Genomic DNA, 24,788 nt, shown 5'->3' with positions numbered 1-24,788 from the left:
GGGCTCGTTTTCCTTGCCAACGAACGAAAATCCTACTTTAGAAACAGCCCCTGGGAACGCATGAGCGACAAGACCGAACAGCCAACACCCAAACGCCTGCGCGAGGCGCGCGAAAAGGGCGACATCTGCAAGAGCCAGGACGTGGGCTCCGCGCTGACCGTGCTGGCCGTGGGGGCGTACCTTGCCATCAAGGGCGGCGACATCTTCGCCGAGATCATGGCCGTCACCGAGCTTTCCATGCGCCAGATGTCCCTGCCCTTCGACCAGGCGCTGCCGCTGCTGGCCACGGCGGTGACGCGGGGGGCCATCGGCATCGTGCTGCCGGTGGTGGGGCTGGCCATGTGCGTGGGCCTGCTGGCCAACCTGGCCCAGACCGGGGTGCTGTTCGCGCTCAAGGCCGCCATGCCCAAGCTGGAAAACATGAGCCCCGGCAAATGGTTCAAGAAGGTCTTTTCGGTGCGCAACGCCGTGGAGATGCTGAAGAACTGCATCAAGGTGACCGTGCTTGGATGGGCCGTGTGGAAGGTGCTTTCCGACCACATGCGCGGCCTGTTCGCCATACCCGACGGCGGCATAAGCGGGCTGTTGACCGTGCTTGGCATCACCGCGCGCGACATGGTGCTGATTTCCGCCGCGGTGTTCTGCGTCATTGCCGCGCTGGACTACATGTACCAGCGCTGGCAGTACAACAAGCAGCACATGATGACCAAGGACGAGGTCAAGCGCGAGTACAAGGAAATGGAGGGCGATCCGCACATCAAGGGCAAGCGCAAGCAACTGCACCAGGAAATGATCACCCAGAACACTCTTTCCAACGTCCGCAAGGCAAAGGTCATCGTGACGAACCCCACCCACTACGCCGTGGCCCTGGACTACGAAAAGGACCGCACCCCGCTGCCCGTCATACTGGCCAAGGGCGAAGGCCTGCTGGCCAAACGCATGGTGGAGATCGCCCGCGAGGAAGGCATACCCGTGATGCAGAACGTGCCGCTGGCGCGCAGCCTGTTCGCCGAAGGCACCGAGAACGCCTACATCCCCAAGGACCTCATCGGGCCCGTGGCCGAAGTGCTGCGTTGGGTGCAGTCGTTGCAGGGGCGCTAGGACCGGCCCGTCCCCTGCCGCGCGCACCGCACCCCCTCCCCATCTTTCAAGGACCATGCCCATGAGCCAGAATGAACTGCTCGACGTGCTCATAGACCTGTGCGACGACCTCGCCTGGGCGCGTCCCGCCAGCGAGGACAGGCTGTTCGCCCTCACCGCAGCCGGTTCCGCCCCGGCCAGCACCACCCGCCTCGCAGAAGCCTTCGGGATGATGCTGGTCAAGGTGGAGGCGCGCGAATACCAGCAGGCCCAACTCATCGAGGAACTGAAGGCCCGCAACGCGGAGCTGGAAGAAGCCCGCCGCCTGCTCACAGAGCGCAACGCGCGCCTCACCCACACCTTGCAGGAAAGCTTTCAGGCCCGGCGGGTCATCGGGCAGTGCCCGGCCATGCGCCAGCTGATCGAGATGGCCCTGTCCATCGCCCGGCGGCCCATCAACACCCTGTTGCTGGGCCCCACCGGCGCGGGCAAGGAAGTGGTGGCCAAGCTCATCCACTACAATTCGCCGCGCCGCGAAGGGCCGTTCATCGCCGTGAACTGCACGGCCATTCCCGAGGCGCTGTTCGAAAGCGAAATGTTCGGCATCGAAAAGGGCGTGGCCACCGGGGTGGGCGCGCGCAAGGGGCTGGTGGAGGAAGCCGACGGCGGCACCCTGTTCCTTGACGAACTGGCCGACATGCCCCTGCCCCACCAGGCCAAGCTGCTGCGGGTGCTGGAAGAGCGCGAGGTGCAGCGCGTGGGCAGCAGCAAGGCGGTGCCGGTGGACCTGAAGGTCATCGCCGCCACCAACGTGGACCTGCAACGCGCCGTGCGCGAAGGAAAATTCCGCGAGGACCTGTACTACCGCATCAACGTGGCGGAAGTGCATCTGCCCCCCCTGCGCGAACGGGGTGACGACATCCTGCTGCTGGCGCAGGCCTTTCTGGACCGGCACTGCACGCTGATGGGCAGGCCCCGGCTGGCCCTTTCGTACGGCGCGCGCGACCGGCTGCTGCGCTATCCGTGGCCGGGCAACGTGCGCGAACTGAACAACGAGATGGAGCGCGCCGCCGCCCTCACCCTGGGCGACCGGGTGGAGGCCGCCAACCTTTCGCCCCGCCTGCTGACCGCCACGCCGGGCCCGGGCGAACCCGAGGCCGCCGGGCAAGACATACAGGGCAGTCAGGGCGCGGAAGACGCGTTCACCAAACCCGCCACGCCCCTGCCCGATGCGCGCGCCGCCGTCACGCCCCCACCGGACGGCAGCCTGAACCTGCAAGACATGGAGCGCGACATGGTCATCCGCGCGCTGGACCGCACCGGCGGCAACAAGAGCCGCGCCGCCGAGCTGCTGGGCATCACCCGCGAAGGGCTGCGCAAGAAACTGCTGCGTCTCGGCATTGCCGACGGCGGCCAGAACGGGCTTTAGCCCACGGTACGGAACATGACCTTCTCACTGCGCTCCAAACTGTTCATCCTGGTGCTTGCCTCCATCGCCCTGGCGGTGGTGCCGGTCATCTCCTTCACCTACCGCGACCTGCGCGAATCCAACGCCGAACTGGAACGAGAGGCGTTCGGCAACGTCATCGTGCTGATGGAGGACAACATCGGGTCGCGCTACCTCGGCCACCTCACCAACAAGGTGATGGACGTGCTGCTGCGCAAGGACCAGTTGCGCCGCTACTCGCAGCTGGCCCGCTCCGCGTGGCAGGACGTGTCCGCACTGCCGGGCGACGCCCGCCAGCGGTTCATCGCCAACTGGATAGAGCGGCTGGGCAGCTTTGGCGTGCACATGGACATCTTCGACGCGCAGGGCGCCCCCCGCGCGGGCACCCCGCAGCTGGCCCTGCTGTCCGCCCGCCCGAACATGACAGACTTCAAGGGGCGGCCCGTGGGGTCGCTGCTTTCGCTGGCGCAGCTTTCGCCCGAGGGCGAATTCGCCGTGTTCGACACCCTGCCCGGCACTCCCGGTCCGGGCAGAGCGTCGGAGCCGCTGCTGGTGTACTTCCTGCCCATGCCTGAAACGGACAGCGTGGTGGTTTCCGCCATGCTGCTGTCCGACATCGAACGGCAGGCCCTGTACAACGAGCAGCAGATCATCCGCAGCACCCAGGAAAAATTCCAGACCCTGTCCCTGGGCAAAAGCGGGTTCATCGCGCTGGTTTCCGGCAAGGGCGAACTGCTGGCCCACCACGGCAACCCCAAGGGACGCGAGGTGGCGCTCATTCCGCCGCCCGCCCTTGCGGAAGCCAGGGAAAGGGGCCGGACGGAAACCATCGCGGACACCGGCCCGGCCTTCGGCGTGGCCATCTTTCGCGCCGCCTACTTCAAGGCCCTGGACTGGTACGTGGTGTCCGCCGCGCCGCAGGCCGAAATAGAGGCCCCCACCAATGCGCTGGTGCGCAAGCTGGCCTTCATCGCGCTGGCCGCCGTGCTTGTCAGCGCAGCGGGCACCCTGCTGCTTACCGCGCGGCTCATCGCCCCGCTGCGCGCCCTGACGGGGCGCGCCCATGCCCTTGCCGAGACGGACTTTTCCGCGCCCGACGCGGAAACCCTGACAGCAAACGGCCTGCCCACGTCGCGTTCCGACGAGGTGGGGCAGCTGGCCCGCGCCTTCACCCAGATGGGCCGGGCGCTGGCCCGCAACGTGCGGGCGCTGATGGACACCACCGCCGTCAAGGAACGCATGCAGGGCGAACTGAACGCCGCGCGCGACATCCAGATGGGCATCCTGCCCGCGCCCGATGCCGCGCCGAAGCAGGCGGGCTACGCCGCCTCGGCCCTGCTGGAACCGGCCAAGGAGGTGGGCGGCGACCTGTACGACTTCTTCATCGCGCCCGACGGCAGGCAGGTGGTGGTCATCGGCGACGTGTCGGGCAAGGGCGTGCCCGCCGCGCTGTTCATGTCCATGGCGGTAACCCTGTGCCGGTACGCCGTGGCCTCGGGCCTGGCGTCCGGCGCGGCCATGACCCGCATCAACGCCCAGCTTGCCGCCAACAACCCCGGCTGCATGTTCGTCACCCTGCTCATCGGGCTGTTCGACCCGGCAACGGGCGCGCTGGAGTTCGCCAACGGCGGGCATTGCCCCCCCTGCGTCACCGGGCCGGACGCCGAGGCCCCGCGCGAACTGCCGGGCATCAGCGGCCCGCTGGTGGGGGCCATGGAAGACGTGGAGTACGAAACCCTGCACGCGGTCATCGCGCCGGGCGAACGCTGCCTGCTGTACACCGACGGGGTGACCGAGGCCATGAACGAAAGGCTGGAGCTGTTCGACCTGCCGCGGCTGATGGACGTGCTGCACGCCCACCGCGAGGATACGCCCGCCGGGATCCTGCGGGCGCTGCACGAGGCCACGGTGGCCTTCCGGGGCGCGGCGGAGCAGTCCGACGACATCACCATGCTCTGCTTCACGCGCGAGGCGGCCTGACCGGCAAGGGAAGACGGGGCCAGCCGCTGGAGAAGGACCGCTGGGGACTGGTGGAGAAGGACCGCTGGAAAGACAGCAGGGAACGGCAGGAAAAAGGACGCAAGGGTGCGCGGAAAGGGACGGGAACGTGCCCGGCGCGTTGCGGTCACGCCCTGACGGATGAAACGGGCCGGGTGAGACGGGCCGGGTGAGACGGGCCGGGAGTCCGGGGAAGGAAACGATCGCGTCGGCGGCGCCGCGTGATCAGGCAGGGGCGGAATACTCGGCGGCTGCGGGATGGCTGGGGGACGGCGTCTGCACGGCAACGTCCGGGGGGCGGCGACTGCGGGAAGCGTCAGCGCGAAAGCGACAATACCACGCCCGCGCCCTCGTCCATGGGGGCGGCAAGACGGCGCGACCAGCCCGGCGCACGGGCGTCCTGCGGCACACATTCCATGTAGCATTCGCGCAGGCTGACCGGCAGCACGGCATCCATGGGCAACGCGGCCAGGTGCTCCAGATGGCGGCGGGCCAGCCCACCGGCGGCGAACATCTCCACCGCCCCCGCCACCCGGCGCGGACCGCGCCCGGCATCGAACAGCACCGTCAGCGGCAGGGCCGCGAGAAGCCCGGCCCCTCCGGAAATTCCTGCCAATCCGGCACATCTGGCAAATCCGGCCCCTCCCCCCGCGCAGGTTCCCCCGCCAGCCGCGCCGCTTCTTGCCGCGTCGTCCGCATGGCCCAGCACCCGTCCCACCGCCGCCAGCATGACGGGCAGATAGGCGGCGAAAAAGATGCCCCCGTGGCAGCGCAGCCCGTGCCCGGCCACCAGCGTGGCGTACGAGCAGAACAGCCCCGGCACGATGCGCCCCCGCCCCAGTGCGTCCGTGATGGCCTGCGGTTCCAGCGGAATGCGCACCCCGTCGCGCACCAGCGCCATCCCCGCGCCGTCCCGCGCGCAACGCAACGGACAGCGCCGCCCCGCATCGTCCACCCACCAGAAAAAGGCCGTGCCCGTGCGACCGGTGCGCGGCAACGAGGCCGTGCCGCCGTCGAACACGTCGCGCTCCCAGCAGGCCCGCGCGCCCGCCAGCGCCTCCAGCAGCCCGTGCCGCAGCGCGCCGTCGAACAGCAGCGCGGCAACGGGCGAGCCGGGGTCGGTCAGGTCGCGCTCCAGCAGGCGCGCCGCCAGTGTCTCCAGGCCGACGTAGGCCACGGCCACGTCGGGGGTGTCGGAAAAGCGCGCCCGGCACAGGCTGGCGTTGATGTGGCCGACCTGCGCGGTGAAGGTGGGCAGGTCGTACACCTCCGCCCGGTCCACGTGCGCGTCCACCAGCGCGTTGGCGGCATCCCGCTCCCACGCGGCAAGCCCCACCTGCCCCCAGCGGCGGCGCATGGCCGCAACGCCCGCAGCCGTCAGCGGCGGGGCCGCGCCCACCATGGTATCCTGCTCGGCGGCGGAAAACAGGGGCAGGCGCACCATGTGCCCGTCGCGCGCCACGCGGCGCGACAGCATGAGCCCGCGCGGATAGACCTGACTTTGCAGCGAAACCGTGGTGCAGGACAGCACCGGGATGACCCGCCGGGGCTCGCCGGGCTCCGGGACGGAAGGCGGCACGGCGACCGCTGCGCCCCTTTGGCCGGTCCCGCCCATTCCAGCCCGTTCTGCCAGTCCAGCCGGTTCCGTCGGTTCCGTCGGTTCCGCCGGTTCGTCAGGCCGGGCCAGCAGTTCCGCCAGGCCGAAGAAATGCACCGCCTGGGCCAGTTCGGGAAAGCATTCGATGGCGTGGTGATTGGCGGACAGCACCGACGGCGTCCGCGCCAGCCTGCGGCGCAGCGCGCGTGCCGTGCCCTGCCCCATGCTGGCGGCGGCAAGGTCGGCCATGGCGTCGATCAGCGCACCTGACGGGGCAGGGGCCGCGCCCGGCGCGCCGAACTGCCCGGCCACCTCGCCCACGGTGCGCCCGCGCCACGCCTCCAGCAGGTCCGGCAGGTGCGGCAACACGGCCCAGAGCGCGGTCAGGTCGTTCCCCTTGCCTCCTGGCGGCGTGCCGCCAGCCGTGCGCGATGCTGCGGTTGTCACGGTCGCTCCCCGTGGTCGGGACGTGCGTCACCGGGCATGGCCGCCACGGGGACCGCACCGGGGACCGCATCGGATCGGCCCGCCGTGCAGGCGAAGAACAACAGGCTTGCCGCGCCCATCCCCGCCGCCATGACCACCAGCCCGGCGTCACGCCCCCACATCGCCAGCACCACGCCGAACGACACCGGGCCGAGCACCTGCCCCACCCGCTCCATGACGTTGTACAGGCTCATGGTGCGCGACCGGCCCATGATCGCGGCGGCGGGAAGTTGCAGCGCATACGTCCCCTGCCCGCTGGAAGCCACGGCGTTGCTCATGCCAAGCAGGCTCACCGCCGCCACGGCCACGCCGATGCCGCTGCCCGCCAGCAGCGCGGCCACCGATGCCGCGCCCAGCAGCCCGGCCACGGTCAGCGCCCGGTACTTGCGCGGGGAGGCATCCACCAGCCTGCCGCACCACGGTCCCAGATAGACCACCACCAGGCAGAACAGCATGGAGACGCGCCCGATGTCCGCCGGGCTTGCCCCGTCGGCATTGAGGTACACGGGCACGAAGAACTGGAACAGGCAGACCGTGACAAAGGACAGCGGCATGATGTTGCACAGCAGCAGCGCGGCCATGCGCCGGTCGCGCAGGAAGGCCGCCACGCCGCCACGCCGCTCTGCCGGAGCCTGCGGTTCGTCGGTGGTGACGCGGGCGCCGGGCACGTCGCGCGAGGGGCACAGCAGCAGCCATGCCAGCACCGCGCACAACAGCACCGCCGACACCAGGAACACGGGACCGTAGCCCAGCCGGTCGGCAACCAGGCCGCCCGTGGCGCTGGCGCACATCACCCCGGCAAACAGCCCGGCGAACATGGAACCAAGGTTGGCTGCGCGGTTGCGGGCTGTGGAATGGGACACCACGTGGACCTGCGCGGCAAGGTTGATGCACCCGTACCCCGCGCCCGCCACGCCGCGCGCCAGGATGTAGCCCAGCGGGGTGGCGGCCACGCCGCTGGCGGCGGCCCCGGCGGCGGCCAGCGCCACGCCCGCCAGCAGCAGCGGTCGCCAGCCGTGCCGCGCGGCAAGGGTGCCCCCCGCCACGATGGCAATGCCCACCATGAACATCTCGAACGACACCGGCAGGCCCATGACCACGTCGCGTGGCAGGCCGAACAGCCCGGCGTCCAGTTCCGCCAGCCGCAGCGGAATGAACGACACGGAAAGATCTATGGCGCACATGCAGAAAAAGATGACCGCCCGCATGAAGCCCGGCATGTCCGCCAGCGCCGGACGCGGCGACATGACGCCCCGCTCGGCCTGCACCAGCAGCAGCGAGGCAAGCTCCACCAGCAGCAGCATGGCCACCACGGACACCGTGGCCGTGTCCAGCAGGGCCTCGCGCAGGCCAGCGGCAATGGCGTCGGACGACATGAGCACCCGCACGGTGCCCGCCGCCGGGGCATCGCCCTGCCCGCCGGAAAGCGCCACCCCCGGCACCACGCTGATGCCCTGGGGCGCATCCGCGCCAAGGCCGGACCATGCCGCCGCGTCCAGGGGGCCCGCCGCGCTGGCGGCGGACAGCAACGTGCCGTCGGCGCCCAGCATGCCGATGCCCACCACCTGCGGCAGGCCGCGTTGCAGGCTTTGCAGGTGCGTCTCGATGCCGGGCAGCCGCTCCAGCGGCACGCCCTTGGCCACGATGGACGAAAGATCGCGCCCCAGTTGTCCGGCCAGTTGGGTGGCTATGTCCCCGCTCTGGCGCACGTGGATGTCCTTCAGCGGGCCGCCCATGACCACCATCAGGCACACCTGCCCGGCCAGCAGCGGCAGCAGCAGGACCATGCGCGCCCTGCGCCGCCACGCCGCCTGCGTCAGGGTGCTGCCGCCGCCGGGCAGCAGGACGAAGCACAGCACCGCCAGCAGCAGGCACGACCCCGCCGCGATGCCCCCGAACAGGGGCAGGTGGGCGGCAGCCCCGGCAAGGTCCGCGTCCAGCCGGGCCGCGTCCAGCCGCAGCAGCACGTGGCCCACGGCCGCGCCATCCTTGCCGGGAATGGGGCGGGACAGCCAGGTGTCACCCCCGGCGGCGAATTCGAAGGCGTTGGAACCCGGCACGGGGGCGGCATCGCGCGGGACGGTCATGGACGTCCCCACGCGGGCGGCGTCCCAAGCGCCCAGCACGGTGCCCGCGGCGTCGGTCACCAGCAGGTCGGCGGCGGGCGATGCGGTCCGGAAGGGGGCGAGCATGCCGGAAAGGTCGCGGATGCGGTCCAGCGGCTTGCCGAGGCGGGCCATGCGGCCCAGGCGCAGCGCAAGGTCGTCGCAGGTCAGGGCCTGCACGGCCAGCATGGGGCCCCGGTACTGCCGGTGCAGCGACGAGCCCACCAGCACGCCGTAGAACAGCTGGGCGCACAGCAGCGCCAGCACGCCCCACGCCAGCAGGCGTGCGCGCAGGCCGCGCAGGGCCGCGCCGTCCGTTGGAGCGGCGGGAGCGGCGGGAGCCGTGCCGGACGCCGTACCGGACGCCGTGGCGGAAGACATGGGGGAAGACGTGGTGGATGCCGCGTCGGCACCCGGCCCGGTGGGGGTAATATCCTGCCTCATGGCGCGGCCGCTAGTTTTCCGCATTCTGGATCTGCTGGTGGATTTCATCCACCGCCGCCAGGATGTCGAACGGCGGATTCCAGCCGATCAGCATGGCCATGCGCAGGTTGATGGCGAGGCCCAGCGGGCCTTCGAACACCTGGCTCACCTCGCGCGGTTTCGCGCCGTTGATGACCTTTTGCACGGCCTCTGCCTCGAACAGGCCCACGTCGTCGAAGCTGGCCTGCGCAAGGCTGAGCAGCACGCCCAGCTTGGTTTCTTCCGGCCCGCTCTGCGAAAAGGTGGGAACGCCCGCGCGGATCACCGGCTGCAACAGCTCGACCATGCGCTTGCCCTGCATGCCCGTGTTGACCGTAAGGTAGACGGCGTCGGACGTTCTGGACAGGGTTTCCATGCACTGGAGCAGGTTGCCGAAGGCCACGTCCAGGTCGGGCACGTCGAAGCGGGCGGGGCACGGCACGATGGTGAAGCCCAGTTCCGCGGCGGTGCGTTCTATGACCGGCATGGCGATGGACGCGCGCCCCTCCGGGGTATCGTCGAAGGGCACGCCCAGCCGCTTGAACTTGAACACGTCGTGGAACACCGCCAGCTGGCGCTCGTAGCGGCCCGGCTCCAGTTGGGCGTGCACGTGGTCGTGGCCGGAATCCTCCACCGACTTCACGATGCCCGCGCCCACGGCGTCGGTTACCGACATGGAAAAGGTGGGCACCGCATGGTCGTCGGTGGCCATGTCCAGCCCGGCCCATGTGCCGTAGGCAAAGATCATGTCCACGTCGCCGCGCTCGCGGATGCGCTTGAGCAGCTCGGCCCGGTTGGCCGCCCGGCGGGCCGGATCCCAGTCCGCCGTGTAGTAGCCGTCGGCCAGGAATTCGATGCGCCCGCCGTTGGCGTGGGCGGTCAGCCACTGCCACATCTCGCGCGTGCTTTCCGTGCCCTGCGGCACCGGCACGTTGCCGTCGGGAATAAGGCCAAGGCGCGCAAGCCCGCGCACCGTGCCCGCCAGTATCTGCTGGTAGTCGGTGTACGGGCCGCCCTCTATGTAGGCCACCCGCCACACCCTGGCGCCTGCTTCCGGCGCGGCGGCCTGCGCGGGCAATGCGGCCATGCAGAACCATGCCGCCAGCAGCACGACGCACAGCATTTGGGCAGACAACATCCGGGCGCACAGCATGTGGGCGTACACCATCCGGGCAGACAACATCCGGGCGCGCGGCCCCCAACCAAGTCCCGTCATGCGCATCTCCCCAAAACCGCGCCCCGGCAAGGGGCGCGGCATTTCATTCCGTCCGTGCGGCATTGGCCGTCCGGGGGCGCCTAACGCCCCCATTGATTCTGACTGAAGACCACATCGCAACCCTGAGGCTGGACGGCAACGTTCCCTTCCCCGGCGCGCATGGACATTTGCAGTTCCACGCACATGCCCATGCCGGGCGCCGGCAGCCCCTCCGGATCAAATTCGCCATACTGCATGTTGATGGCCACGGTGGCCGTGTAGCTGCCGTCCTGGCGAGTGGCAAGCGAAATGCGGTTGCCCTCCGCCAGCCGCGTGCCCTGCCCGGTCAGCACGGCCATGGTCATCCCCTGGGCGCCGGGCTGCGAGGAAAGCCCTGTCAGCACCATGGGCACCACCCCCTGATGCAGCGAACGGCTGATGTCCGCCGCCACGTCGACGCTGGGGAAGGCATCCGCGAAGTTTCGCAGGGCCTGCTCCATGGCCGCAGAATCCTGCGTGCCGGTGGCGCCGTACTGATGCCCGTCCAGCATGATGCCGTTGCGGAAAAAATCCTTCAGGAAATCAGCGCCGAACTTCGAAAGGTAGTGCTGCTGGAACTCCTGGGAAACATTGGCAATGGGCAGGCTGCTGCCGTGGCGCGCGGCTTCCTTCGTCATCTCTGCGGCCACCTGCTGCCCCAGAAGCGCCGTATCCACCTGGGGCTGCGTTTCCATTCTTCCCACGCCATGCACGTTGGCGGGAATCGCCGCGCGCACCTGCGCCATGTTCAGCTGGCCCACGCCCGGCATTTCGAGCAGCAGCGAACGGTCGACGCCGCCCACCCCGGCCGTTCTGATCAGAGTGTCCAGCACATGGACCGCCGCCTCCGTGTCGTTGGCCCGGCGCCTGTCGCCCGGGTCGCTCTGGGCCAGGGCAAAACGGCAGGCCTGAAATTCGCTGCCGATCTGCGAAAAGCCGTTCAGCAGCGCCTGCGCGCCCTCGCTGCTGTTCACACCGGCCAGTTGCAGCCCGGCACCGATGGCAAAGGCCCGCACGGCGGTCACTTCGTCGGCGCCTTCAAGGCCCGGTCGCAGGGCGGGGCGCATGGGATCGCCGCCGGGTATCTCCACCGCCTGCGCCGCCGCGTCGGTGATGGCGCGAAGGGTAGTGGCGATGGCCTGTGCATCCTGGCCGCCCGCCACCAGTTGCCCCACCGCCTGCGAAACCTGGGGCAGGCATTCGCACAACGCCTGCGCCATGGCGGTATTGATGGTGAATGGTGCGCTCAGCACCATTGCCCGGGCCGCCGCCTTCTGTTCCGCGCTCAGTTGCGCGTCGTCGATCACCTGCACCGAGTCCAGAAACGCGCCGACAACCTTGTCTGCCGCAGCAGCAGCCTCTTCTGCGGTGGGTGGATGCGTGTTGACTATCTTGAACGCGGTTTCGAACTTGGCCTTCAGGCGCGAGTGCAGTTTGTCGAGGTCCGCGGGGGCGAAATCGAATTCCATGCCGCGCGTCTGCATGGCCGTGCGCAGCCGCTGGCACAGCGGCGCATCGGCCGTCGCATGGCCGCCGACTTCTTCCAGACGGGCGGCAAGGGAGGCGTCAAGCCGGGCCAGCCCGCGCACGCGGCAGGCATCACCCAGCATTTCGCGGGCCTCGGCAATGCCGGGAGCGTGCATGCCGTGCCTCTCGCCCCACTGGCGGCACTTCGTGCGGAAGGCATCCATGATGGCGCCACGGTCTTCCGCCGTGGGGGCCACGTCCTTCATGCCGAAGCGGTCGTACCGTTGCGTGAAGATGGTGTCGAACTCGTCGGCCAGGTGATCCTGCAGGCCGGTGATGTTGATATCGAGGTTGGCCGACTGCGCCTGCTCCTCGCTGGTCCACTTGATGACGGTATCCAGCACCTGGGCCGCTGCCCTGCCGGAAAGCGGCTTGCCCGGCGCAGACTGCGCGGAAAGCAGCCGCTGGGCCACGTCCAGCGCCGCGTCGCTCACGTGCGCGGCACGCATCTGGGCCACCAGGTTGCCAATGACGCCCCGGTTCGCCCGTTCACCAGCCCCGCCAAAGGCCGAACGCATCCAGTTCACCGCGCGTCCGAACGCCCCGCGCGTGGAGGCCACCACATCGCCGCCCTGGGCGCCAACGTGCTCGTTGCCGATGGCCTCCAGCGAGGCGTGCATCCTTCCGAGAACCTGCAAATCGCCGACCATGCGCTTTCTCCTTCGGATTGTGCCGGGCAGTTTCCGACGCGGCGGACACCGTATCCGCGCACGCGCCCCGACGCCATCGGTACTGGTGATGACCGGGCAATTACAACAAACGTGCCGCCGCCATGGGCACCGGCAATCAGATGCGCAGCGCCGTACCCGGCATCAGCATGGTGCAAGCGTCCTCGGCCTTGTCGCAGAGCGACACGGCGGCCTCGCGCATGCCCTCGGCCACCGTCACCTGGCGCTCCAGAAACGCCTCCAGTCCGTTGACGTCCAGACCGGCAGCGCCAACGGTGTTGGCAAGCACAAGTCCATGCGGTTGGCGCAAGCCCACGGCCCCGGCCCCCGCCAGCATCAGGCCCACGTTCTGCTCCAGGGCATGGCGGCACACCGCCGCAGCCTGCGCCTCGTCCCGCGGCAGATCCGCGATGACGCTGAAGGCATGGAGCAGGCCTTCCGCGCCCTTGTCCCGCTCCAGCTCAAGATTCACCGTCACATCGTCGAAGCGCAGCACGCAGATGCCATCCCCGTCAAAGGCAAGGCCGTCCATGCCCATGCGTGCGCCAAAGTCCCGCAATACCCTGTCGATGGCTTCCATCGGTCCTCCGTGGTGATTGTACCGCGCGGGTCTGGCCCGCAATCCGTTGCCGCCCGCACGGCAAGCGTATTCTTGCGCGCGGCCTGGCTGACGCCGTCAACGATGCTGGCAGTGATGCGCACAGCGGCAGCGAATCGGCAGGGCCGGCTGCATGTCCGGACACAGTGCCCGCGAACGCATTGCCGGGGCCTCCTGCATCTGCCGCCTGTGCCCGTGAAGCCGCTACAGGGAGGGGCGACACGCCTGGCAGCCGCTCCTTTCGGCACGCGAATGGTGCAACTGCCAACGCTGTATGCACTCTCAATGGACTGCCGGAAATTGCATGGTTCATGCCGCATGCGGAACGCCGACAATGTCCTGCCATGCGGTGCACTTCAATTATCAGCAGGGTGCACTATCAATCAAGTTGCACATGACAACCGAACGCCGCAACTGCTGCGGAAAACGGCACGAATCAAGAGCCCCCGCTCCTTGCGGAGCGGGGGCTTCGTTGCCGTGGAGCCACGGGCGGCGGGCATGCATGCCCGTGGCCCGTGTGCCGAACGTGCTAGTCGGTGACGATCATGACGTTGGAGGCCTTGACCATGGCCTTCACGTCCGAGCCCTTCTTGAGGCCCATGTCTTCCACCGAGCGCTTGGTGATGATGGACACCACCTCGATGCCGGGGGCCACTTCGATGATCACTTCCGAGTTGACGGCACCGACGGTGATTTCCTTGACCTTGCCGGGGATCAGGTTGCGGGCGCTGACTTTCATGTTGGTTCTCCTGCCATGACAGATCATGGCCGTGTGCTATGCGTGATTATGCAACTTCCTGCGCGAACGGCTCGCCGCAGGGGGATTCATGCATACAAGATAACACCTGTGCAGAGTCATGCAAAATAAAATTATCGTGACTATTGCCTGTCCTGAAAATTCGTGACTGTTTCCGGGTTTTTCAACGTCGATCATACATCCCGGAGAACAATCACGAAAGTGCCGCGACAGTATTTTGTGAAAATATCATGCTCGCACGCCCCGGACTGCGAACATGCAGTGGCTGCCCCAGGCCACACCATGCCGCGCAGCCCCTGCGGGGTCCCGACATGCCGCCCCCCCAGCCCCCGGTCCGCAATCCTGTCATCGCCGTCGTTGCCCCCAGCACGGGCGCATCCCACATAGCCGCGTAAAACCCGGCGCGGTCAGAAAGGAAAACGCACCATGTCGCCACGTCGTTGACATGATTTTTTCACTCTGGCATGCATGGTAGCACACTTTGTATTTTTTTATTCATGATGCACGTTCAAATTTTGGAGAACGACATGCTGCCCTGGTCGCCTTTCGTTGTCGCCCCGTTTCCGCGCCGCTGGCTGCGCCCACTTCTGCGGTCGATGTTCGCCGTCCTCATGCTGTTTGCCGTGGCTCTGGCGGGCGGCCTGGCCGCCTCCCCTGCCGCGCATGCCGCCGACACCCCGGCGGATACCCTGCGCTATTCCTGGCCCTCCAACGTGGGCGAGCTGAATCCGCACAAGTATTCGCCCAACCAGATGTTCGCCCAGGGCATGGTGTACGAGCCGCTGGTCAAGTACGCCAAGGGCGGCGCCATGGAACCCTGGCTGGCCGAAAGCTGGACCGTGTCGCCCGACGGCAAGACATACACCTTCACGCTGCGCAAGGGCGTGACCTTTTCCGACGGCACGCCCTTCGACTCCAGCGCCGTGCGCATGAACCTTGAAACGGTGCTGGCCAACCGCGCCCGCCACGACTGGCTGGAATTGGTGGCCCAGATCGACAAGGTGGAAACGCCCGACGCGCGCACCGTGCGCCTTGTGCTGAAGAACGCATACTACCCCGCGTTGCAGGAACTGGCGCTGATCCGGCCCGTGCGCTTCCTGTCGCCCTCGGCGTTCCCGCCGTCGGGCAACACCAACGACGGCATAAAGGCCCCCATCGGCACCGGCCCGTGGAAGCTGGTGGAAACCCGCAAGGGCGAATACGACGTGTTCGAGCGCAACGACGCGTACTGGGGCAAAAAGCCCGCCATCAAGCGCATCGTGGTCAAGGTCATCCCCGACCCCAACACCCGGCTGGTGGCCCTGCAGGCGGGCGAGCTTGACCTTGTCTTCGGGGGCGGCGGCCACGGCGGCGGCCAGATCAGCCTGGAAGCCTTCGACGCCCTGAAGAAGGCCGGCACGTATGCCACCTACCTTTCGCCGCCGCAGGCCAGCCGGGTCATCGCGCTGAACAGCAAGAGCGGCCCCACCGCCGATCCTGCCGTGCGCAGGGCCATCCTGCATGCCATCAACAAGGACGCCATGGTCAAGGGCATCTTTCTGAACGCGGAAGCCCGCGCCGACGCCCTGTTCCCGCCCACGTCCCCCTACTGCGACCTGAAACTGCCCCCCTACGCCCATGACACCACAAGGGCGGAAGCCCTGCTGGACGGCGCGGGCTGGAAGCGTACCAACCCCAAGGGCCCGCGCATGAAGGGCGGCAAGCCGCTGTCCGTGGACCTGTGCTTCGTGGGCAACAACGCCCTGCAAAAGGCCATCGCGGAATTCCTGCAATCGGAGCTGGCGCGCGTGGGCATGCAGGCCAACCTCATCGGCGAGGAAGAAGACGCCATCGGCGAACGCCAGAAGAGCGGGGCCTTCGGCATGATCTTCGGCGACACCTGGGGCGCGCCCTACGACCCGCATTCCTTTGTCAGCGGCATGCGCGTGCCCACCCACGCCGACTACCAGGCCCAACTGGGCCTGCCCATGAAGGCCGACATCGACGCCAGGATCGGCAAGGTGCTGGTGACCACCGACGAAGCCACGCGCCAGAACCTGTACCGCGACATCCTGACCACCCTGCACGAGCAGGCCGTGTACCTGCCGCTGACCTACCAGACCAGCATGGTGGTGCACACCGCTCGCGTGGACGGGGTGCACTTCGGCGCCATGGACACGGAAATTCCCTTCGAGGACATGCGCCTGAAATAGAAGCGGGAAGCAGGAGGGCGGCCACGCGCCGTCCTCCTCTTGCCCCATCCGCGAAGACGCATGGGCGCCTTTCGCGTTCGCGGCATTTGTCTTCCTGATATTTCAGAGGGGAACTGTCTTTCTTCCTTATACTCCGCGCCGGTCTTCCCGGTGCGGATGGCTGGTGCGGTCGCGAAGCAAGGAATTACGATTTTTGAGGCCGGGCAAGGCGGCGCGCGAATTTCACGCGGAGATCGGCAGCCGTTGGACGAGCGCAACGCGCGAGTCGTACGGATGGCGAAAGCAACGCCGTACTGACGTACGTGAGCAGTGAAAAACAAGCGCCAACGCCGCCCGGCCCCAAAAGGCGCCATCCGTTAGACGAGCGCGAAGCGCGAATCTTACGGATGGCGACCGCAGCGCGCGGATTCCACAAGCTGCGTGAGCGCGGGACGGAGGCGTACCCACCCCTCCTCATCCCCCAGCCCCGGAACACACGCATGCCCGCCTACATACTGAAACGCCTTGCCGCCCTCATCCCCCTGCTGCTGCTGGTCTCGGTGGTGGTATTCCTGCTGCTGCGCGCCGCACAGGGTGACCCGGCCATGGCCTACCTGCGCCTGTCGCGCATCCCCCCCACCGACGAGGCCCTGGCCACCGCCCGCCGCATGCTGGAACTGGACCTGCCCCTGTGGGAACAGTACGCCCGCTGGCTGGCCCGCGCCGTAACCGGCGACTTCGGCAATTCCTACGTCACGGGCCGCCCGGTGCTGGGCGAGGTGCTGCACTACCTGCCCGCCACCCTGCAACTGGCCGGGGCGGCCCTGCTGCTCACCTTGATCGTCAGCATCCCCCTGGGGGTCGGCGCGGCCCTGCACCGCGACCGCCCGCTGGACAACGCGGCCCGCGCCCTGTCCTTCACCAGCGTGTCCCTGCCCAACTTCTGGCTGGGCTTCCTGCTGGTGTGGCTGTTCGCGGTCAAGCTGGGCTGGCTGCCCGCCCTGGGGCGCGGCGGCCTGGAACACCTGGTGCTGCCCGCCGTGACCCTGTCGCTGATGTCCATGGGCATCAACACCCGGCTCATCCGCGCCAGCCTGCTGGAAAACATGCACGCCCGGCACATCATGTATGCACGGGCGCGCGGCATTCCCGAACGCGGCGTGGTGTGGCGGCACATGTTCAAGAACTCGCTGATCCCGGTGCTGACCTCGCTCGGCATGCACGTGGGCGAACTGCTGGGCGGCGCGGTGATAGTGGAAACGGTGTTCGCCTGGCCGGGCGTGGGCCGCTACGCGGTGTCCGCCGTGTACAACCGCGACTACCCCATATTGCAGTGTTTCATGTTGCTGATGACGGCCATCTTCGTGCTGTGCAACCTGACCGTGGACATCCTGTACGCGTGGGCCGACCCGCGCATCCGGCTGGGGGAGGATCGCGCATGACCACCAGCACCGGCCGCACCGGCCTGCCGTCCGGTCCGCAACCCCCCACCGCCGACGCGCCCTTCACCGTGCCTGTCCCCGCCACCGCCCCGGCCACCGTCCCGGACGCGGCCCCGGACAACACCCTGCCGCGCCAGTTGCTGTCTCGGCCCACGGCCCTGGCCGCGCTGGCCCTGCTGTGCATCATCGTGTCCATGGCCGTGTTCGCGCCCGCCTTCTCTCCCCGCGCCCCCGACGACGTGGACATCACCCGCAAGTTCGAGGCCCCCAGCCTGGAGGAACCCCTGGGCACCGACCACCTGGGCCGCAGCGTACTGGCCCGGCTGTGCCATGGCACGCGGGTTTCGCTGTTCGCCGTGGGGGCCATCCTGACCTGCATCGTGGCCGTGGGGCTGACGGCGGGGTGCGTGGCGGGCTACGCGGGGGGCCGGGTGGACAGCCTGCTCATGCGCGCCTGCGACGTGTTCATGACCTTTCCCACCTTCATCCTGGCGCTGTTTCTGGTGGGGGTGCTGGGTTCGGGGCTGACCAACGTGATCATCGCCGTGGCCTGCACCCACTGGGCCTGGTACGCGCGGTTCGCGCGCGGGCTGGTGCTGGGGCTGAAGCAGCGCGAATACGTGCTGGCCGCGCGTGCTGCGGGCACCCGCCCGGCGCGGCTGGTGTTGCGGCACATCCTGCCGCCGGTGCTGGCCCAGCTGCTGGTCATGGCCGGGCTGGACGTGGGCCACATGCTGCTGCACGTCTCCGGCCTGTCCTTCCTGGGTCTTGGGGTGCGCCCCCCGACGCCGGAATGGGGGGTCATGATCGGCGATGCGCGCGAATACATCGGCGCCCACCCGGAACAGCTGCTGTACCCCGGCCTGATGATCTTCGTGACGGTGATGGCCTTCAACCTGCTGGGCGACGCCCTGCGTGACGCGCTGGACCCTGCCGCAGCGCGCGACACGGAACGGGACGCGGCCTACGCGGCGCACGGCCCCGATGGGACTGACGGGTTTGACGGACCGTATGAGCCGGATCTGTTGGACGATCCGGATGCGGTGAACGCGGAAGGCGGCGAATACGACAACCCTGCGGATTTCCACGGCGTGCGCGCGGGTGCGCGCGGAGGGGCGGCATGAACGACATCACGGCCTGGCCCGGCGGCTCCACGCCCGGCCCCGCTTCCGTGCTTGAGCCCGCACTGGTGGTACGCGGGCTGGAACTACGCCGCACCGCCCGTCCCGGCGATGCGGAAACCGGCAACAGCCAGCGTTCCGGCACCGGCGAGGCAACGGCCCCTCCCGCTCCCCCACTGGTCGGGCCTGTGGACCTTGCGGTGGAACGCGGCCAGGTGGTCTGCCTTGTTGGCCCCAGCGGCTGCGGAAAGTCGCTGACCTGCATGTCGCTGCTGGGCATGCTGCCGCAGGGCATAACCCGCACGGCGGGCACCATCCTCGTGCATGGGCAGGCCGTGGACGGACAGGCTGTGGACGGACAGGCCATGCACGGACAGGCGGTGGACGGGCAGGCCGCGTACGGCGCCCCGCCGGAACGGCTGCGCCTGCTGCGCGGGCGCGCGGCCGCCTACGTGCTGCAAAACCCGGCCAGTTGCTTCGACCCGGTGTTCACCATCGGCGCGCATTTCCAGGAAACCCTGGCCGCCCACCTGCCCACGGCACCCGGAAGCAGCACCCGCCCCGACTGGCGCGCGGCGGCCCTTGCCGCCCTGCGCGAGGTGGGGTTTGACGACGCGCGGGCCATCCTGAGCCACTACCCGTTCCAGATGAGCGGCGGCATGCTCCAGCGGGTGATGATCGCCCTGGCGCTGGTGCTGGACGTGCCCCTGCTCATCGCCGACGAGCCCACCACCGACCTCGACCTGCCCTCGCAGGCCCGCGTGCTGGACCTGCTGGACCAGGTGCGGCGCAGCCGCAACATGGCCATCCTGCTGGTGACCCACGACCTCAGCGTGGCGGCCCGCATGGCAGACCGCATGGCCGTCATGCGCCATGGCCGGGTGGTGGAACAGGGCGACGTGCGCGAACTGTTCGCCGCGCCGCGCCACCCGTACACCCGCGCCCTGCTGTCCGCCCACCATCGCCTGTACGGCCTGTGCCCGCCGCACGGGGCCTGCGCCGCGTCGCTCCATCCCGCCACAACTCCCGCCGCCGCAGGCCGCCCATGAAGGATACCGCCATGCATCCCGATGCTGTTCCCGCCATGCCCGCCGCGCCGTCCGCTTCTTCCGTGACGGGTACGCCCGGCAACGACGCCCCGCCCCTGCTGGAACTGCGCGGGGTCACCCGCAGCTACCGCACCGGCGGGTGGTTTGCCCCGCGCCAGGAGCGGCAGGTGCTGCGCGGGGTGGACCTGACCGTGCGCGAAGGCGGCTGCACCGGCGTTGTCGGCCCCAGCGGCGCGGGCAAGAGCACCCTGTGCCGCATCGCCCTGGGGCTGGAACGGCCCGACGACGGCATGGTGCGGTTTATGGGCCGGGATGTGCGCCACGGCCTCGGCAAGGACCGCCGCCACGTGCAGGTGGTCTTCCAGAATTCGGTGAACGCGGTGAATCCGCGCCTGACCGTGGAACGCATCATCGGCGAGCCGCTGGAAAACTTCACCACGCTGAACCGCCGCCAGCGCCGCGCCCGCGCCGGTGAACTGCTGGAACAGGTGCACCTTTCCCCCACCCTGCTGGACCGCCTGCCCCACCGCCTGAGCGGGGGGCAGTTGCAGCGGGTGTGCATCGCCCGCGCCCTGGCGCCCCGGCCCCGGCTGATCCTGCTGGATGAAGCCCTGAGCAGCCTGGACATGCTGGTGCAGGCCCGCGTGCTGGATCTGCTGACCGAGCTGCGCCGCGCCACGGGCACCGCCTACCTGTTCGTGACCCACGACGTGCGGCTGGTGCCGTTGTTCTGCGACGAGGCCGCCGTGCTTGCCGAAGGCCGGGTGGCCCCGGTGGACATGCACGCCAGCGCGCAGGCCAGCGCGCCGCAGGCCCCGCACCGGGGGGGCGCGCGGCACGCGGCCCCGCATCAGGCTGCCCCGCATCAGGCTGTGTATGACGCGCTCCATGCGGCCATTCTGCCCGCCCTGCCCGCAAGCGCGCCACGCTAGCAAGGCCCCGCCCGGTCAGCCGCAGGGCAATCAACCGCAGGGCGATCAGGCCCCCGGAAAAACCGCCACCCGGCTCGACTCCATGAACGAGGTACAGCCCCGTGCGCGGGCCTTTGGCTTGCACGCGGACGCGGGCGGCACGACAGCGCCCCGCGCTGGCACAACCCGCCGGGCTGGCCCGCATGGCGCGACCCCGCAGCGCTTGCTTTTTGGCGCGGTGCGGGGCAAGCCTGTGGCGTGACCACACCCCCCACCCACGAGACGTCCCGCGCAGCGCAGGACAATAACGCCGCCGGGCCGGACAACCGCCCAACCCGCCTGCACGGCGCGTCCGCGTGCAACGCTTCCGACCTCCGGCCCGATTCCGGGTCCGCCCCCGACCTTGGCCCCGATCTTGGCCCCGATCTTGGCCCCGATCTTGGCCCCGATCTTGGTCCTGACCTTGGTCCTGAACTGATCATGGGGCTGGCCGCCGGATACCACGCGGGCGACGTGCGGCCGTTCCTCGCTTCCCTGCGGGCCACCGGCTTCGCGGGGCGCTGCGTGCTGTTCACCTCGCCCACCACCCGCGACACCGACCGCATGGCCGACATGGGCGCGGACATCCGGCCCTTCGAGCGCCCGCCCGCGCTGGCCCACCTGCCCTACAACGCCCTGCGCTACTTCCTGTACCTGGACCTGCTGCGGCAGGCCCCGCGCCCGTACGCCCGCGTTCTGGTCACCGACGTGCGCGACGTCGTCTTCCAGCGCGACCCGTTCTCCTTTCCGTGGGCCGACGGCCTGAACGTGACGCTGGAGGACGCCCGCATGACCATCGGCACCTGCCCGTACATGACCCGCTGGGTCACCGGCCATCTGGGCGAGACGGCCTGGCGGGTGCTGGCAGGACAGCGCATTTCCTGCTCCGGCACCACGGTGGGCAACCACGCGGCCATGACGGACTATCTGGAACGGCTGACCGGACTGCTGCTGCCGTTCTCTCCCGCGCCCCCGCCATCGGCATCCTCATCCGGCGGCACGCCCCCGCCGCCCATCGGCATGGCCGGGTACGACCAGGGGGTGCACAATCACCTGCTGCACGGCGGTCTCCTGCCCACGGTCACCGTGCACGACAACGCCGGACCCATCCTGACCCTGGGTTACAAGGCCGCCCCACCCGCCATCGACGCACGGGGCGACATCCTGAACGACGCGGGCCTGCCCGCCGTCATGGTGCACCAGTACGACCGCATGCCCGAACTGTTCCGGACGGTACGCGCCCGCCACGCCTGACAGCCCCATCCCGGAAGAAACCATCACCGCGAGACCATGACTGTCACGCATGCAACTGCATGCTCACCCAATGCAAGATGTCTTTTCTTTTTCTCCGGGATCGTGCAGGGAGAAGAATCCCGTATTGCACCCCCATATCCGGAGGATACCCATGCGTCTTCGCTTCCTGTCCGCCCTGCTTCTTGTGGTCGCCATGGTCGGCACGGCACTCGCCAGCAGTACGGGGCCAGGCATCGGCCCCGATGAAGCCCTGCAACGCCTGAAGGAAGGCAACGCCCGGTTCGTGGCCGAGACACCGACCAGGCAGAACCTGTCGGCCAAGCGCCTCGCCACTTCGCAACACGGCCAGACCCCGTACGCCACCATTCTTTCCTGCGCCGATTCGCGCGCACCCGTGGAACTTATCTTCGACGAAGGGGTCGGCGACCTGTTCGTCATCCGCGTGGCGGGCAATGTGGCCGCCACCGACGAGGTCGGCACCGCGGAATACGGCGCGGACCACCTCAACGTGCCGCTTCTGGTGGTGATGGGCCATACCCAGTGCGGGGCCGTTACCGCCGTGGTGCAGGGGGCCGAGGTGCACGGGTCCATCCCCATGCTGGTGGCCCCCATTGTCCCCGCCGTGACCGCCGTCGAAAAGTCCAACCCCAAGCACGACCGCGCGGCCCTTGTGCCCAAGGTCATCGAAGCCAATGTCTGGCAGGCCATCGACGACACCATGCGCCAAAGCCCCATCATTCGCGCCCGCGTTGCCGCGGGCAAGCTGAAGGTTGTCGGCGCCATCTACCACATTGACGACGGCAAGGTGGAATGGCTGGGCGAGCATCCCATGCAGGCCCGACTGCTGAACTACACCAGCGGTCCCGCCAAGGCCCACCGGTAGCCGCCCGGCCCTGCCCCGCCGCGCCCGGCGATACGAGACGGGCGTGACAGGTGTGGCTGGCATGACTGGGCAACGCACGAAAAACAGAAAGCGGGGAGTGGCGACACCCCCCGCTTTCCTGCGTTGCATCCGCCCGGCTGCGCCAGGCTACAGCATGCCTTCCCGCGCAGCCGCCTGAAGGGTGCGCACGCACAGCCCCACGTACGACCGCGCGGCGGAGGGCAGTTGCGCGGCCACCGACTCGTAGGCCGTGACCAGGTCTGCCACGTCGGCGGCGCGGGTGGCCCGGTCAACGCTGGCCAACTCCTGCTCGGTGAACTTGCGTTCCATCTTGTAGTGGTTGCCCCACACATGCCCCCACGAGGCCTCGGACAGCGGCGCGGCGCGCCCGGCATCCTGGCGGTGCACCACGCGTACCCTGCCGTCGTAGACCACCCGGCCCCCCGCCTTCCACACCTGGATGTCGTGCTCCAGGTCGTCCACCTGCGAGGGCGAGAACCGCAGGTCGAAGTCGGGCACGCCCAGCCGGGCGCAGGCCGCCTTGTCCAGCAGGTGGCAGCAGCCCATCACCGAAAGGCACGGGCGGCGCTGCCCGTACTGACCGAAATCCATGACCAGCGGGGCGTTGTTGGTGAACCGGATGAGGTGCTTGCCGGTCTTTTCGAAGTACCGGGCCACATACTGCACCGTGGGCAGACTGCCGGGGTTCACCCCCTGCGGCCCCACCACCACGGTGCCGGGCATCTCGTCCATGTCCTGCACGTAGCTGCGCAGCCAGGTGCGCGGCAGCAGCACGTCGTCGTCCAGAAAGGCAAACAGATCCCTGTCGCGCATGGAATCGAGGTGCCACAGCCAGTTGCGGGCCGCGGGCGCGCCGATGTTGATGGGCAGCTGGATCAGTTCCACCTGCCGCCCGGCGGCCACCGCGCGCACGCCCGCCTCGAACTCGTCACGCGGGAAGGCCGTGGACCCGTTGTTGATGAGGGCCACGTGCGCCCCGCCAATGTCCGAATCCAGCAGGCTGGCCAGGGTATCCAGGGTAACCTGCAACTTGTTCCAGGTGTAGAACCCCACGCCGATGCGCCGCCCCTCCAGCACCGAGGCCGGAGCCTCGGGCCTGCCCATCTGGGCCAGGTGGCGCACCAGGAACAGCAGGGCGGGCTCGGCGTCCAGCGCCTCCATGTACAGGGAGCGCGCCGAGGAAAGGTCATCGGCGGCCTCGGCCATGCGGGCGCGCAGCAGAATCGTCAACGGACACGGCAGCGCCTTGCCCAGCAGTTCGTCGCGCAGGGCGACATCGCCCGCCGCGTGGGCGGCGTGGGCCAGCACGCCCGCGCCCGCCGGAGCCGCCGGGAATGCGAGAAAATGCGCGATGCCCGCCGCCGCATGCTCCCACGTGCCCATTTCCCACAGGCGCATCAGGCAGGCGAACACGTCGCCGGGGGCGGCGGATGCGCGGCACTCGGCCAGCACCGCGTCCGGGTCGGCGGGCAGGTCCCAGGCCCTGCCGAAGGCCTCGTTGGCGGGCACCTGCGGCTGGCCGTCCAGCACGGCGGCGGACGCCTTCAGCCACGCGGCATAGGCGGGCGATGGCGCGGCCATGGCCCCAAGCTGCCCCACCAGCCCGCGCAGCCCGGCGTCCAGCGGGTTCAGCAGCAGGGCCTGACGCAGCAGCCCGGTGCCGAACAACACCCGCGCCTTCTGCTGTTGCGGGGGCAGCTTGTCCAGTTCGCCCAGCAGCTCGTTGGCCCCGGCCATGGCGTAGCCGGACTGGCTGAGGCCGTGCAGCAGGTGCAGGAACATCCATTTGGCGAGGGGGGCGTCGGTGGCGGGCATGGAACCTCCGGAAAATGTACGGACGCGGCCCCGCGCGGCGAGGCGTGCGCTTTCCGTAGCATATCGGCAGGTACGGGCAAAGCATGACATCCCGGCGCGCTCCGGCGGCGGGCACCGGAAGGG

17 protein-coding genes are annotated in these 24,788 nt (G+C 69.0%); 10 read left to right on the top strand and 7 right to left on the bottom strand.

Features of this window, described 5'->3' with window-relative positions:
- Positions 1 to 60: 60 nt before the first annotated feature.
- The 3 genes from sctU to K6142_RS00760 all read left to right on the top strand — a co-directional run bounded on the left by sctU (position 61) and on the right by K6142_RS00760 (position 4,507).
- Positions 61 to 1,101, top strand: a complete 1,041-nt coding sequence (gene sctU, locus K6142_RS00770; protein ID WP_190245883.1) for a type III secretion system export apparatus subunit SctU — start codon at positions 61 to 63, stop codon at positions 1,099 to 1,101.
- A 61-nt stretch (positions 1,102 to 1,162) separates the two neighbouring features.
- Positions 1,163 to 2,509: a sigma-54 interaction domain-containing protein gene (locus K6142_RS00765; protein WP_190245884.1), complete on the top strand. Its 1,347-nt coding sequence runs from the start codon at positions 1,163 to 1,165 to the stop codon at positions 2,507 to 2,509.
- Between the two features lie 15 nt (positions 2,510 to 2,524).
- Positions 2,525 to 4,507 (top strand): SpoIIE family protein phosphatase, encoded by a 1,983-nt coding sequence (locus tag K6142_RS00760; protein ID WP_190245885.1) that lies wholly within the window; start codon positions 2,525 to 2,527, stop codon positions 4,505 to 4,507.
- Positions 4,508 to 4,841: 334 nt separating this feature from the next.
- Here the strand turns inward: K6142_RS00760 and K6142_RS00755 are convergent, their stop codons facing one another.
- The 6 genes from K6142_RS00755 to K6142_RS00730 form a co-directional block, all read right to left on the bottom strand.
- Positions 4,842 to 6,569 carry a hypothetical protein gene (locus K6142_RS00755; RefSeq protein ID WP_223380712.1) on the bottom strand — a complete coding sequence of 576 codons (1,728 nt, stop codon included), beginning with the start codon at positions 6,567 to 6,569 and terminating at the stop codon, positions 4,842 to 4,844.
- Positions 6,566 to 9,181 carry an MFS transporter gene (locus K6142_RS00750; protein WP_223380711.1) on the bottom strand — a complete coding sequence of 872 codons (2,616 nt, stop codon included), beginning with the start codon at positions 9,179 to 9,181 and terminating at the stop codon, positions 6,566 to 6,568. Before K6142_RS00750 ends, K6142_RS00755 begins: the two co-directional genes overlap by 4 nt.
- Positions 9,168 to 10,391 (bottom strand): ABC transporter substrate binding protein, encoded by a 1,224-nt coding sequence (locus K6142_RS00745; protein ID WP_223290454.1) that lies wholly within the window; start codon positions 10,389 to 10,391, stop codon positions 9,168 to 9,170. Before K6142_RS00745 ends, K6142_RS00750 begins: the two co-directional genes overlap by 14 nt.
- 80 nt (positions 10,392 to 10,471) lie before the next feature.
- Complete coding sequence (locus tag K6142_RS00740) at positions 10,472 to 12,586, bottom strand: hypothetical protein (RefSeq protein WP_190245815.1); 2,115 nt, start codon at positions 12,584 to 12,586, stop codon at positions 10,472 to 10,474.
- A 136-nt stretch (positions 12,587 to 12,722) separates the two neighbouring features.
- Positions 12,723 to 13,184, bottom strand: a complete 462-nt coding sequence (locus K6142_RS00735) for a CesT family type III secretion system chaperone (RefSeq protein ID WP_190245816.1) — start codon at positions 13,182 to 13,184, stop codon at positions 12,723 to 12,725.
- 547 nt (positions 13,185 to 13,731) lie between these two features.
- A complete protein-coding gene (locus K6142_RS00730) occupies positions 13,732 to 13,941 on the bottom strand; it encodes a molybdopterin-binding protein (protein ID WP_035068085.1) in 210 nt (69 codons plus the stop codon).
- Positions 13,942 to 14,486: 545 nt separating this feature from the next.
- Between K6142_RS00730 and nikA the strand changes: the two genes are divergently transcribed.
- From nikA to K6142_RS00695, 7 genes are all read left to right on the top strand, one after another.
- Positions 14,487 to 16,151 carry a nickel ABC transporter substrate-binding protein gene (nikA, locus tag K6142_RS00725; RefSeq protein ID WP_223290455.1) on the top strand — a complete coding sequence of 555 codons (1,665 nt, stop codon included), beginning with the start codon at positions 14,487 to 14,489 and terminating at the stop codon, positions 16,149 to 16,151.
- A 479-nt stretch (positions 16,152 to 16,630) separates the two neighbouring features.
- Positions 16,631 to 17,572 (top strand): nickel ABC transporter permease subunit NikB, encoded by a 942-nt coding sequence (gene nikB, locus K6142_RS00720; protein ID WP_190245817.1) that lies wholly within the window; start codon positions 16,631 to 16,633, stop codon positions 17,570 to 17,572.
- Entirely contained in the window at positions 17,569 to 18,696 is a 1,128-nt protein-coding gene (gene nikC / locus K6142_RS00715) for a nickel ABC transporter permease subunit NikC (RefSeq protein ID WP_190245818.1), read from the top strand. Before nikB ends, nikC begins: the two co-directional genes overlap by 4 nt.
- Positions 18,693 to 19,742 carry an ABC transporter ATP-binding protein gene (locus tag K6142_RS00710; RefSeq protein ID WP_190245819.1) on the top strand — a complete coding sequence of 350 codons (1,050 nt, stop codon included), beginning with the start codon at positions 18,693 to 18,695 and terminating at the stop codon, positions 19,740 to 19,742. Before nikC ends, K6142_RS00710 begins: the two co-directional genes overlap by 4 nt.
- Positions 19,739 to 20,674 (top strand): ABC transporter ATP-binding protein, encoded by a 936-nt coding sequence (locus K6142_RS00705; RefSeq protein ID WP_223380710.1) that lies wholly within the window; start codon positions 19,739 to 19,741, stop codon positions 20,672 to 20,674. The genes K6142_RS00710 and K6142_RS00705 overlap by 4 nt, the downstream gene beginning before the upstream one ends.
- Before the next feature lie 237 nt (positions 20,675 to 20,911).
- Positions 20,912 to 21,946: a hypothetical protein gene (locus K6142_RS00700; protein ID WP_317846363.1), complete on the top strand. Its 1,035-nt coding sequence runs from the start codon at positions 20,912 to 20,914 to the stop codon at positions 21,944 to 21,946.
- A 151-nt stretch (positions 21,947 to 22,097) separates the two neighbouring features.
- Complete coding sequence (locus K6142_RS00695) at positions 22,098 to 22,829, top strand: carbonic anhydrase (protein WP_190245347.1); 732 nt, start codon at positions 22,098 to 22,100, stop codon at positions 22,827 to 22,829.
- A 147-nt stretch (positions 22,830 to 22,976) separates the two neighbouring features.
- Here the strand turns inward: K6142_RS00695 and K6142_RS00690 are convergent, their stop codons facing one another.
- Positions 22,977 to 24,665 (bottom strand): glycosyltransferase, encoded by a 1,689-nt coding sequence (locus K6142_RS00690; RefSeq protein ID WP_190245348.1) that lies wholly within the window; start codon positions 24,663 to 24,665, stop codon positions 22,977 to 22,979.
- Between the last annotated feature and the right edge of the window lie 123 nt (positions 24,666 to 24,788).

This window comes from Nitratidesulfovibrio sp. SRB-5 (genome assembly GCF_019931275.1).
Taxonomy (GTDB): Bacteria; Desulfobacterota; Desulfovibrionia; order Desulfovibrionales; family Desulfovibrionaceae; genus Cupidesulfovibrio.
This window is presented reverse-complemented; position numbering and strand designations above follow the sequence as displayed.